10 protein-coding genes are annotated in these 11,825 nt (G+C 71.7%); 2 read left to right on the top strand and 8 right to left on the bottom strand.

Translation table 11 applies throughout. The annotated features are described in order from the left end of the window. Positions 1-133 precede the first annotated feature (133 nt). Both ACGH7X_RS16620 and ACGH7X_RS16615 read right to left on the bottom strand, forming a co-directional pair. Positions 134-1,213: a P1 family peptidase gene (locus ACGH7X_RS16620; RefSeq protein ID WP_399886098.1), complete on the bottom strand. Its 1,080-nt coding sequence runs from the start codon at positions 1,211-1,213 to the stop codon at positions 134-136. Between the two features lie 144 nt (positions 1,214-1,357). Further along, the gene (locus ACGH7X_RS16615) at positions 1,358-2,587 is read right to left on the bottom strand and encodes a low temperature requirement protein A (RefSeq protein ID WP_399897077.1); all 1,230 of its coding nucleotides are present in this window, start codon (positions 2,585-2,587) and stop codon (positions 1,358-1,360) included. Between the two features lie 148 nt (positions 2,588-2,735). Here ACGH7X_RS16615 and ACGH7X_RS16610 point away from each other — a divergent pair, with 148 nt between their 5' ends. Beyond that, the gene (locus ACGH7X_RS16610; RefSeq protein ID WP_399886096.1) at positions 2,736-2,912 is read left to right on the top strand and encodes a hypothetical protein; all 177 of its coding nucleotides are present in this window, start codon (positions 2,736-2,738) and stop codon (positions 2,910-2,912) included. A gap of 43 nt (positions 2,913-2,955) precedes the next feature. Here the strand turns inward: ACGH7X_RS16610 and mscL are convergent, their stop codons facing one another. From mscL to ACGH7X_RS16580, 6 genes are all read right to left on the bottom strand, one after another. Continuing rightward, positions 2,956-3,426, bottom strand: coding sequence for a large conductance mechanosensitive channel protein MscL (gene mscL, locus ACGH7X_RS16605; RefSeq protein WP_399886094.1), 471 nt, complete (start codon positions 3,424-3,426; stop codon positions 2,956-2,958). A 111-nt stretch (positions 3,427-3,537) separates the two neighbouring features. After that, positions 3,538-4,017 carry a hypothetical protein gene (locus tag ACGH7X_RS16600; protein ID WP_399897074.1) on the bottom strand — a complete coding sequence of 160 codons (480 nt, stop codon included), beginning with the start codon at positions 4,015-4,017 and terminating at the stop codon, positions 3,538-3,540. A 290-nt stretch (positions 4,018-4,307) separates the two neighbouring features. Next, a complete protein-coding gene (locus ACGH7X_RS16595; RefSeq protein WP_399886092.1) occupies positions 4,308-5,150 on the bottom strand; it encodes an S-methyl-5'-thioadenosine phosphorylase in 843 nt (280 codons plus the stop codon). Positions 5,151-5,228: 78 nt separating this feature from the next. Further along, positions 5,229-5,588, bottom strand: a complete 360-nt coding sequence (locus ACGH7X_RS16590; protein WP_399886090.1) for an FmdB family zinc ribbon protein — start codon at positions 5,586-5,588, stop codon at positions 5,229-5,231. Between the two features lie 68 nt (positions 5,589-5,656). Then, entirely contained in the window at positions 5,657-6,928 is a 1,272-nt protein-coding gene (locus ACGH7X_RS16585; protein WP_399886088.1) for an MFS transporter, read from the bottom strand. A 246-nt stretch (positions 6,929-7,174) separates the two neighbouring features. Continuing rightward, a complete protein-coding gene (locus ACGH7X_RS16580) occupies positions 7,175-8,725 on the bottom strand; it encodes a potassium/proton antiporter (protein ID WP_399886086.1) in 1,551 nt (516 codons plus the stop codon). Positions 8,726-9,010: 285 nt separating this feature from the next. Between ACGH7X_RS16580 and ACGH7X_RS16575 the strand changes: the two genes are divergently transcribed. After that, positions 9,011-11,776 carry a penicillin acylase family protein gene (locus tag ACGH7X_RS16575; RefSeq protein WP_399886084.1) on the top strand — a complete coding sequence of 922 codons (2,766 nt, stop codon included), beginning with the start codon at positions 9,011-9,013 and terminating at the stop codon, positions 11,774-11,776. Positions 11,777-11,825 lie beyond the last annotated feature (49 nt).

Raw genomic sequence — 11,825 nt, 5'->3', positions numbered from 1 at the left:
GGCTGCTCCAGGTTCGGGTGTTGTGCGGTGTTCGCTTCAGCCGTGTAGAGGTGATCGGCGGCCCACGGGGTTCCCGCCGGCCGCCCGGAACGCCGACACGTGACACAACCCGGACAATCGCAACACGGACGGGTCAACCGGCCCTGGACGGCCCTCCGTACAGCTCCCCGTGCTGCTCCCCGTGCTGGCCTCCGTACAGCTCTCCGTACGACGGCCAGGACCCGCCCGGACCCGCCACCGGCTCGGCGGCCCGGACCGCGCGCACGATCGCGCGCGTCACCACGTCCGCGCCCGCCGCCAGCACCTCGTTCAGCGCGAGCGGCTGCCCCGCGTCGAGCGGGCGCTCCCCGGTCGCCAGGGCGAACACCGTGTCACCGTCGCTGAGCAGATGCACCGGCCGTACGGCACGCGCGATGCCGTCGTGCGCCGTGCCGGCCAACTTCTGCGCCTCGGCCTTGGACAGGTCCGCGTCGGTGGCGACCACGGCGAGCGTGGTGTTCAGCGGTGGCGACGCGTTCGCCGCCGCGACCTCGGCCAGCCGCCGGCCCGCGGCCTCGTGGACGTCCGACGCCGGGTACTCGACCCGACCGCCCCGGAACAACTCCCCGTACAGCACCCCCGTCTCCGGGTCCGTCACCGACCCCGCCGCGTTGGCCACCACCAGCGCCGCCACCGTGATCCCCGAGTCCAGCACGGTGCTCGCGGTGCCGACCCCGCCCTTCAGGGTGCCGACCACGGCTCCCGTGCCCGCCCCGACGCACCCCTCGGCGACCCCGGCGCCCGGCGTGCTCGCGTGGGCCGCCTCGACCGCCGCCCGTCCGGTCGCCGCGTCCGGCCTGGCCCGGAAGTCGCCCCCGCGCCCCAGGTCGAAGACGCAGGCCGCGGGCACCACCGGCACCACGTGCGCGGGGTCCGGGCCGACGCGCACCCCGCGCCTCCGCTCCTCCAGCCAGGCCATCACCCCCGACGCCGCGTCGAGTCCGTAGGCGCTGCCCCCGGTCAGCACCACCGCCTGGACCCTCTGCACCAGGTTGCGCGGATCGAGGGCGTCGGTCTCCTTGGTGCCGGGTCCGCCTCCGCGCACGTCCACGCCGGCCACCGCCCCGCCCTCCGGCGCGAGCACCACCGTCGTCCCCGTGAGCCACCCGTCCCCGGCGCGTGTCTCATGCCCCACCAGCACACCGGCGACATCCGTCAATGCGTCAACTGTCATGCCGCCAGTCTCGTCCAGGCGCCGGGGCTCGGGGTGTGGCGGCGCGGCAGTCACCCTTGGCGCCGGGTGCGTCGTGGGGGACGCAGGCGTGGGGCGTGGCTCAGTAGGACATGGCTCAAGGGGGCGTGGCTCAGGGGGCGTGGCTCAGGCGGCCGGTGTCGCCGGGTGCCGTTCCCGTTCCGTCCGACGCGCCGTCAGTACCACCCCGGCCGCCACGGCCAGCGCGAGGACGATCCCCGCCACGAGCACCGCCTCGGCACCGAGGAAGGTGCAGCCGAGCACCAGCAGCGCGGCCGTCGGCATCACCAGTTGCTCGGCGATGCCCACCTTGAAGTGCCGTGCGTGCAGCGCCCACACCGTGAGCAGGAACAGCGCCGTCGGCAGGGTCACCGCGGCGGACGCCGCGAGCGTCGAGATGTGCGCCTTGCCCACGGCCTGCTCCACCGCCACCTCCAGCCCAGCCCCGATCGCAGCCGCCGAGGCGAACACCACGTAGTGGCCGTAACCCCACAGGAAGGACTGTCTGCTGGACCGCAGATAGCTGTGGACGGGGACCACGAAGTAGATCCACCAGGCGGCGAAGACGATCAGCAGCCCGCCGGCCGCGATGGGAAGCACCTCGCCCAGCGCGTCGTTCTCCTCGATGCCGGACTTCACCGCGACCGTGGCCGCGGCGATGGTCTCGCCGAGCACGATGATCGTGAGCAGCCCGTACCGCTCGGAGATGTGGTGCGGATGCCAGGACGACGGGTGCGTGCGCTCGGCGAACGTCGGCACGGACAGCTCCAGCACCACCATCACGAGGAACAGCCAGCCGCGGCCGGCCTCGGGCAGGAACAGCAGCCCCAGCCAGCCGACCTGGCAGAGCAGCACGCCACCGGCGTATCTCCGGGCCATGGCGCTCTCCGGCTGCGCCGCGGACCGCCCCGCCCTGAGCCACTGCGCCGACATGGCGACCCGCATGATCACGTAGCCGATCACGACGGCCACCCAGTCGTGGTCCTCGAAGGCCCGGGAGACCCCGGCCGCGAGGACCAGCACCCCGGCGATCTGCACCAGTGTCACGACCCGGTAGAGCACGTCGTCGTTGTCGTACGCCGAGGCGAACCAGGTGAAGTTCATCCACGCCCACCAGATGGCGAAGAAGACCATCACGTAGTTGAGGATGCCCTCGCCGGCATGCCCCTCGGCGACGGCGTGCACCAGTTGGACGCCTGCCTGGGCGATGGCGACGACGAAACACAGGTCGAAGAAGAGCTCCAGCGGCGTGGCGACGCGGTGCTGCTCGTGCCGGTGGCGGGCCTTCAGCCGGCGTACCGGGGGGTGGCCGTCGGGCGGCCCGGAGGGCGCGCTCGCGGAGGAGGGACTGGACATCATGGCTCCCAGCACAGCAGAGACGGCGCGGACATGCTTGCGGACCCCCCTGTCCGACGGGACGGAGCCGGGCGGAGCGGACGACGCCGTCCACGGGGCGGTCGTCCACGGGGGCGGTCGTCCGCAGGGCGGGCCGTACCCTTGAACCATGAGAACCACCCCCGAACCCGAGCCCCGCGCGCCCAGGCCGGCGCTGGTCTTCGACGACCCGCTGGACCAGCAGACCTCGGACGACACCGACCGCGGCTGGGGCGAGCGGCCCGAGGGCGACAGCGCGGCCGACCTCAAGCGCTTCCTCGACGAGAAGCCGCCGCACCACCTGTGAGCCGTGCGGGCCTTCGCCCGTCTCCCGGCCGCTTCCGCTCTCGCTACGTGCGGTCGTGGCCCGAGCCGCGCTGCGCGATCAGCGCGTCGCGGATCTCCTTGAGCACCTCCAGCTCGGAGATCTCGATGACCTCCTCGGCGTTCTCCTTCGCCTTGCGGCGGGCCTCCTGCCGGGCCAGGTACTTCGACATGGGCAGCACCATCAGGAAGTAGACGACGGCCGCGGTGATCAGGAACGTGAGGGTGGCGCCCAGCACCGACCCCCACAGGATCCGCACGCCCGTCGCGGTGTCGCCGGTCCCGGTGCACGGGCCCTTCAGGCAGGAGCTGTAACTGTCCAGGCTCTTTGTGCCGAACGCCCCGACGAGGGGGTTGATGACCCCGTCCACCACCGAGTTGACGATCTTGGTGAAGGCGGCGCCGATGACGACCGCCACCGCCAGGTCGATGACGTTTCCGCGCATCAGGAAGGCCTTGAAGCCCTGCCAGACGCTCGGCTCGTTCTTCTCGCTCACGGTGGGAGCACTCCTCGCTTGAACAGGTGTAGGAACCAAACGCTTCGCAACCTACGACAGCGTTGGGCCGTCCTGTCCAATCCGATCCCTCGAACGAGCGACTTGACGGGCTCAGCACAGGGTCACCGCCAAGCGTGCCGTGGTACCGGCGCCGACCAGCCGGTGAGCGGTGGCGCGGGGCACCGAGACCACCACCAGAGCCCCGTCCGCCGCCGCTCCCTCCACTGGCTCGGGCACCTTCGTCACCCGCACCCCGCGCGCGATCACGGAGGCGTCCGTCGCGCCGCCGTCCCCGGTCGCGACGACGTCGACCCGGTCGCCCGGCCTGAGCAGTCGCACCGTGGCCGCGTCGGCGATCCGCACCGGCGCCGCGACAAGCCGCGTGCCGTGCCGCTCGGGCACCGGATCGGCCACCGGGTGTCCACGGGCCCGCCGTGTGTCCTGCCCGCCGGCGCCCGGATGCGGGCCCGCCGCCACCAGCGCGGCGGCGGTCACGGCGAGGCCGACGGCCAGGGCCCGACGCCGGTGCCGCGCGAGCCGGTGCAGCCGGTGACGTCCGCCGCGCACCCGCACCGGGGCGAAGTGCGGCACCTCGCAGGTGGGCGGCGCGTCGGTGCCGGGCGGAAGAGGGGAGGAGAACGAGTAGGGGAGTGAGGGGGAGGGGAGAGCGGAACGGGACACGGGGACCACCACCTGCGACGAGGGATCGGCTTGCGCTCCCACGATGAGGCTTTTCGCCGAGGTCCGCGGGAGCCCGTGGACCACCGACCGGTTGTGGACAACTCCCTCACCGGAACGGGTCGCTCCGACGCCGCACGCCGCACGCCGCACGCCGCACGCCGCACGCACCGCCCCCGGCACCGCCTGTACCCCCGCCACCGCTACGGCAGCGCGATCCCCGGATCCATCCCGCCCAGCGCCGCCCCGCACGGGCAGTCCCGCTCGCCGGCCGCCGGCAGCGCGGCCACCGCGTCGAACAGGACGCCCCGCAGCCGGTCCACGTTCGCCGCGAACACCCGCAGCACTTCCTCGTGCGAGACGCCCTCGCCGCTCTCCGCACCCGCGTCGAGGTCGGTCACCAGGGTCAGCGAGGTGTAGCAGAGCTCCAGTTCACGGGCGAGTGCCGCCTCCGGATGGCCGGTCATGCCCACCACCGACCAGCCCTGCGCCCGGTGCCACAGGGACTCCGCCCGGGTCCCGAAGCGCGGCCCCTCGACCACGACCAGGGTGCCGCCGTCCACCGGCTCCCAGTCCCGTCCCCGGGCCGCCTTCAGCGCGGCGGCCCGTCCGGTGGGGCAGTACGGGTCGGCCAGCGACACGTGCACCACGTTGGGCACCGTGCCGTCGGGCAGCGGCAGCCCGTCGAAGTACGTGGACGGCCGGGACCTCGTACGGTCGACGAACTGGTCCGGCACCAGCAGCGTGCCCGGCCCGTACTCGGGGCGCAGGCCGCCGACCGCGCACGGGCCGAGTACCTGGCGCACGCCGACCGAGCGCAGCGCCCACAGGTTGGCGCGGTAGTTGATCCGGTGCGGCGGCAGATGGTGGCCGCGACCGTGCCGGGGGAGGAACGCGACCCGCCGGCCGGCGACCTCGCCGAGGAAGAGGGAGTCGCTGGGCGGCCCGTACGGGGTGTCCACCGGGACCTCGGTCACGTCGTCGAGGAACGAGTAGAAACCGGAGCCGCCGATCACGCCGATCTCGGCATTCACCTTGTTCGCCATGCCCGCACCCTAGCCGCCCCGCGAAACGCCGAGGACCCCGTCGTCGGACGACGACAGGGTCTCGTAAGAAGAGCGGTCCTAGGCGGCGGTGGTGCCGGCGGACGAGCTGCCGGAGCCCGAGGACGACGAGCCCGAGCCCGAACCCGACTTCGAGTCCGAGGAGGACGAAGACGAGGACGACGCCGGCTTCGCGGAGGACGAGCCGGAGCCGGAGGACGAGCCCGAGCCCGAGGCCGACGCCGGCGAGCTGCTCGACGAGCTGCCGCGGCTGTCGTTGCGGTAGAAGCCGGAGCCCTTGAAGACGATGCCGACCGCCGAGAACACCTTCTTCAGGCGGCCCTGGCAGTTCGGGCACTCGGTGAGGGCGTCGTCGGTGAACTTCTGCACCGCCTCGAGGCCCTCGCCGCACTCGGTGCACTGGTACTGGTACGTCGGCACTTGTCTTCCTCCTGGCACTCTCACTCGATGAGTGCTAACGACGGTCCATAGTGACGTATTCCGAGGGATCAGTCCACTGTGGCGGGCGCGCGGTGACCGACGCCACGTGCCACCGTACGGGCCCGGGGCCGGGTCGCCAGCCGCGACCGCAGCGCCACCAGGACCGCCAGCGCGAGCACCGTGCCGCCCATCGGCACCAGGAATCCGGCGCCGTCCCGCAGCCGGTCCTCCAGCTGTCCGGCGACGGTCACGGCCACCGCCTGGCCGAGCGCGACGGCGCCGGTCAGCCAGGTGAAGGCCTCGGTACGGGCGCCCGGCCGCACCAGGTCCTCGACGAGGGTGTAGCCGGTGACGATGGCGGGCGCGACGCACATGCCGACGAGCAGGCCGAGACCGGCCAGCACGAGCACGGAGTGCGCGGCCCACAGACCGGACGCGGTCAGCGCGAGGGCGGTGTAGCCGACCAGGAGGCGCCGCTGCGGGGCCACCTTCCAGGCGATGGCGCCGCAGGCCAGGCCGGAGATCATGTTGCCCGCGGCGAAGACGCCGTACAGGACGCCGTTCAGACCGGGCTCGCCGATCGACTCGGTGAACGCCGCCAGCGACACCTGCATGCCGCCGAAGACGGAACCGATGCCCAGGAAGACGACGATCAGGACGCGCACCCCGGGGACACGCAGCGCGGAAACGTGCTCCACGCGCGCGTGGGCGCCGTCGGCGCCGCCGACCTTCGGCTGGGTGCTCTTCTGAGCGGCGAACAGCAGGCCGCCCACCAGGGTGAGCGCGGCCTCCGTGAGCAGGCCCGCCGCGGGGTCGACGGCCGTGCACAGGGCGGTCGCCACCAGGGGGCCGAGAACGAAGGTCAGCTCATCGGTGACGGACTCGAAGGCGGCCGCCGTGCTCATCAGCGGGGAGTCCTTGAGCTTCGCGGCCCAGCGGGCCCGGACCATGGGCCCGACCTGCGGAACCGAGGCCCCGGTGGGCACCGCCGCCACGAACAGCGCCCACAGGGGCGCGTCGGCGAGCGCGAGAGCGGTCAGCGCGACACCGGACGCCGCGTGCACGAGCACGCCCGGCAGCAGGACGGTGCGCTGCCCGTAGCGGTCGGCGAGCCGGCCGCTGTAGGGGGCGAACAGGGCCATGGAGACGCCGGTGACGGCCGCCGCGGCGCCCGCGACGCCGTAGGAGCCGGTGGTGTGCTGCACGAGCAGCACGATGGAGAGCGTCAGCATGGCGAACGGCTGGCGTGCCGCGAAGCCGGGGAGCAGGAACGTCCAGGCGCCGCAGGTGCGCAGCAGTTGCCCGTATCCGGGGCGTGCGGGAGTGACCGTGGATGCCACGGCCCGTGCCTTTCTGCCGCCTGGTGGCGCGGTCCGCCTCGCGGCTGTCGCCGTGCGGGAGCGCCGAGAGCTGTCCTCTTGCGCGGACTGCGGTAGATGCCGGGCCCGTGTCGATGAGGGGGCGTTCCGGCCGCCATACGGTCGCGCCAGCTCTGCTTCAGACAGAGTTGGTTCGATCAGGTGCCGCCTTCATCGTACAGGGGCCGGGACGGTCACCACCTGTGAAAGGGGGCACCCCTCATACGCTCACCTGCGATTGCCGCCGGTGCCGCGGGTGCCCCCGTTGTCTGCGGTGCCCAGCCAGCCGGCCAGCTTGCCGCCGTGACCGACCGCGCGCAGCCGTGCCTCGGCGGCGTCGCGGACCGGGTCCGTGGCGACCACGAGGAGTTCGTCCCCGCGCCGCAGTCCCGTCGACGGCAGCGGCACGAAGGACGTTCCGTCGCGGACGACCAGCGTGACGGCGGAACCGGTCGGCAGCCGCAGTTCACTGATCTCGACGCCGTGCATCTTCGAGCCCTCGGGGATCGTCACGGACAGCAGGTGCCCGCGCAGCCGCTCCAGGGGCGCCGACTCGATGCCGAGGTCGGCGGCCTCGTCCCCCTTGCCCAGGCGCAGCTTGCCGGCCAGCCAGGGCAGCGTCGGTCCCTGGACCAGGGTGTAGACGACGACCAGGACGAAGACGATGTTGAAGATCCGGCGGCTGCCGTCGACGCCCTGCACCATGGGGATCGTCGCCAGGACGATGGGCACCGCGCCGCGCAGTCCGGCCCACGACATCAGGGCCTGTTCCTGCCACGGCACCCGGAAGGGCACCAGGCACAGCACGACGCTCAGCGGGCGCGCCACCATGGTGAGCACCAGGCCGATGACCAGGGCCGGCAGGATGTCGTCGCCCAGTTCGTGCGGGGTGACGAGCAGGCCGAGCAGGACGAACATGCCGATCTGGGCGAGCCAGCCGAGCCCGTCGGCGAACCCTCGGGTGGCGGGCCAGTGCGGCAGCCGCGCGTTGCCCATGACCATCGAGGCGAGGTAGACGGCGAGGAATCCGCTGCCGTGGGCCATCGCGCCGGCCGCGTAGGCCGTGACGGCCATCGACATGACGGCGATGGGGTAGAGGCCGGAGGCGGGCAGCGCCACGTGCTTCAGTCCCCACGACCCCAGCCAGCCCACCGCGAGTCCGATGGCGGCGCCGATGGCCAGCTCCAGGGCGATCTCGCCGAGCAGCACGTACCAGTGCTCGATCGGGCCGGCCGTGGAGAAGGCGACGACGAGGATGACCACGGGGGCGTCGTTGAAGCCGGATTCGGCCTCGAGCGTGCCCGTTATGCGCTTGGGCAGCGGGATCCGGCGCAGCACGGAGAAGACGGCCGCGGCGTCCGTCGAGGAGACCACCGCACCGACGATCAGAGCCTGCCGCCACTCGAGACCGGTCAGGTAGTGCGCGCCCGCCGCGGTCACGCCGACGCTCACCGCGACGCCGGCCAGGGCCAGCGCGGAGGCGGCCGGCAGGGCCGGTTTCGCCTCCTTCCACTTCGTGCCGAGGCCGCCCTCGGCGAGGATCACGACGAGGGCCGCGTAGCCGATGACCTGGACCAGTTCGGCGTTGTCGAACTTGATGTCGCCGATGCCGTCCTGGCCCATGGCGATGCCGATGGCCAGGTAGACGAGCAGGCTGGGGAGCCCGCTGCGCGAGGAGATGCGGACCGCCGCCACGGCGATGAGCAGGACCAGAGCGCAGACGAGCAGGAGCTGGTTGAGGTGGTGGACAGTCAGCGGCCGTTCCCTTCCCTGGCGCACAGCACGGATCACAGTGCGGGCGAGCGCACCCGCTCGGGCTGCGCGCGGCGCACCCCCATGGCACACGAAGCAGCCGCGCCCTGCGGGCAACTACTTCGTTACCTTACCTAACTCTTGACGCTTTCTTGACGCTCGGCTTGGCAAGATCGAACGCTCGTGCGTCCCGGTACCCGACTCCGCGTCAAGGGAGAGCCGGGCCTGCGCCTACAGTTGCTCCAGCGCTCAGGCGCTCAGTACGAAGCACAGCCCGCCCCTGCCGCTCGTGTTAGGACAGCAAGGACAGCGATGCCCCCCACCAAAACCGCCTCTACGGGTCAGCAGCCCGGCACGTCCGGCAGGAAGAAGGGGCGCAAGGGCCGGCTGCTCGTCCTCGTGCTGGTCCTGGCCATCATCGGCGGCCTCGCCTACGGGGCGTACTGGTCGATCAGCACCGTCCGCGCGTCCTTCCCGCAGACCAAGGGCTCGATCACGCTGGACGGCCTGTCGGGCCCGGTCGACGTCAAGCGCGACGGCTACGGCATCCCGCAGGTCTACGCCTCCACCGACGAGGACCTGTTCATGGCGCAGGGCTACGTCCAGGCGCAGGACCGGTTCTACGAGATGGACGTACGCCGTCACATGACGGCCGGGCGCCTGTCGGAGATGTTCGGCAAGGGCCAGGTCGAGAACGACGAATTCCTGCGCACCCTGGGCTGGCACCGGGTGGCGCGGGAGGAGTACGACGAGAAGCTGTCGGACTCCACGAAGAAGTACCTCCAGGCGTACGCGAAGGGCGTCAACGCCTACCTGAAGGGCAAGGACGGCGCGGACATCTCCCTGGAGTACGCCGCTCTCGGGTTCACCAACGACTACAAGCCGCAGGAGTGGACCCCGGTCGACTCGGTGGCCTGGCTGAAGGCGATGGCCTGGGACCTGCGCGGCAACATGCAGGACGAGATCGACCGCGCCCTGATGACCAGCCGCCTCGGCCCCAAGCAGATCGCCGACCTCTACCCGGCGTACCCGTACGACCGGAACAAGGCGATCGTCCAGGAGGGCCAGTACGACGAGGTCACCCAGACGTTCGACGGCGGCGGTGCGTCGGGCGGCGGCGACGACTCGGGCAGCGGAACCGGAACGGGCACAGGGACGGGTACGGGCTCCGGCAGCGCCCTCGAGGGCCAACTGGCGGGTCTCCAGGACGTCCTGGACGACGTCCCCACCGCCGTCGGCGTGAACGGCAACGGCATCGGCTCCAACTCCTGGGTCGTGTCCGGCGAGCACACCATCACCGGCAAGCCGCTGCTGGCCAACGACCCGCACCTGTCGCCGTCCCTGCCGTCCGTCTGGTACCAGATGGGCCTGCACTGCCGCACCGTCTCCGATAAGTGCCAGTACGACGTCGCCGGTTACACCTTCGCGGGCATGCCCGGCGTGGTCATCGGCCACAACCAGGAGATCGCCTGGGGCCTGACCAACTCCGGCGCCGACGTCACCGACCTCTACCTGGAGAAGATCACCGGCGAGGGCTACCAGTACGACGGCAAGGTGGTCCCCTTCGAGACGCGCCGGGAGACCATAAAGGTGGCCGGTGGCGACTCCAAGCAGATCGTCGTCCGGGAGACCAACAACGGCCCCCTGCTGTCCGACCGCGACGACGAGCTGGTGAAGACCGGCAAGAAGGCCTCCGTCGACAGCGCGGCCCCCGACCGCGGTGACGGCTACGGCGTCGCCCTGCGCTGGACGGCGCTGGAGGCGGGCACCACCATGGACGCCGTCTTCGCCATCGACCGGGCGCAGAACTGGGACGACTTCCGCGAGGCCGCGACGAAGTTCGACGTGCCCTCGCAGAACCTCGTCTACGCCGACAGCGAGCACATCGGCTACACGCTGCCCGGCAGGATCCCGGTGCGCGCCAAGGGCCACGACGGTTCGGTCCCGGCGCCGGGCTGGAGCGCCAAGTACCGCTGGACCGGCGAGTACATCGACCAGGACGAGCTGCCCTACGAGTACGACCCGGAGCGCGGCTACATCGTGACCGCGAACCAGGCCGTCGTCGACGAGGACAAGTACCCGTACACGCTGACCACTGACTGGGGCTACGGCACCCGCAGCCAGCGCATCACCTCCCTGATCGAGCAGAAGATCAAGGACGGCGGCAAGATCTCCACGGACGACATGCGCCAGATGCAGCTGGACAACAGCAGCGAGATGGCCAAGCTGATCGTGCCCCAGCTGCTGAAGATCGACGTCGCCGACAAGGACGTCCGCGAGGCGCAGAAGCTGCTGGAGGGCTGGGACTACACCCAGGACGCCGACTCGGCGGCCGCCGCCTACTTCAACGCGGTGTGGCGCAACATCCTCAAGCTCGCCTTCGGCAACAAGCTGCCCAAGGAGCTGCGGGTCGAGGGCCAGTGCCTGTGGGTCGACCCGGTCAACACCACCGGCCCCGCGGACGAGACCAACAAGGTCCGCGAGTGCGGCCAGCGGGACGCCGACCAGGCGCAGCCGGACGGCGGCGACCGCTGGTTCGAGGTGGTCCGCACCCTGATGGAGGACCCGAAGAGCGACTGGTGGACGACGCCGGCCTCCGGCACCCGCAAGGGCGCCGACCACAACCGCGACGACCTGTTCAAGCGCGCCATGATCGACGCCCGCTGGGAGCTGACCGCCAAGCTCGGCAAGGACATCGACACCTGGAACTGGGGCCGGCTGCACCGCCTGTTCCTGAACAACCAGACCCTGGGCACCGACGGCCCCGGCTTCCTGAAGTACGCCCTCAACCGCGGCCCCTGGAAGCTCAGCGGCGGCGAGGCGGCGGTCAACGCCTCCGGCTGGAACGCGGCCGGCGGCTACGGGGTGATCTGGGTGCCGTCCATGCGGATGGTGGTCAACCTCGGCGACCTCGACAAGTCCCGGTGGATCAACCTCACCGGCGCCTCCGGGCACGCCTACAGCGCCCACTACACGGACCAGACCGACAAGTGGGCCGACGGCGAACTGCTGCCGTGGTCCTTCTCGAAGAAGGCGGTCGACGAGAGCACGAGCGACACGCTGGTGCTCAAGCCCTAGCCGCCGGGCACCCGCTGACGCGAACGGCCTCCACGCGCGCGTGGAGGCC

The sequence above is a fragment of the Streptomyces sp. BBFR51 genome (assembly GCF_044591655.1).
Lineage (GTDB): Bacteria > Actinomycetota > Actinomycetes > Streptomycetales > Streptomycetaceae > Streptomyces.
This window is presented reverse-complemented; position numbering and strand designations above follow the sequence as displayed.

What these genes read in the sequence shown, in the direction of transcription:
- ACGH7X_RS16620 (WP_399886098.1), bottom strand. Translation starts at nt 1,213, where the DNA reads ATGACAGTTGACGCATTGACGGATGTCGCCGGTGTGCTGGTGGGGCAT.
- ACGH7X_RS16615 (WP_399897077.1), bottom strand. Translation starts at nt 2,587, where the DNA reads ATGTCCAGTCCCTCCTCCGCGAGCGCGCCCTCCGGGCCGCCCGACGGC.
- ACGH7X_RS16610 (WP_399886096.1), top strand. Translation starts at nt 2,736, where the DNA reads ATGAGAACCACCCCCGAACCCGAGCCCCGCGCGCCCAGGCCGGCGCTG.
- ACGH7X_RS16595 (WP_399886092.1), bottom strand. Translation starts at nt 5,150, where the DNA reads ATGGCGAACAAGGTGAATGCCGAGATCGGCGTGATCGGCGGCTCCGGT.
- ACGH7X_RS16575 (WP_399886084.1), top strand. Translation starts at nt 9,011, where the DNA reads ATGCCCCCCACCAAAACCGCCTCTACGGGTCAGCAGCCCGGCACGTCC.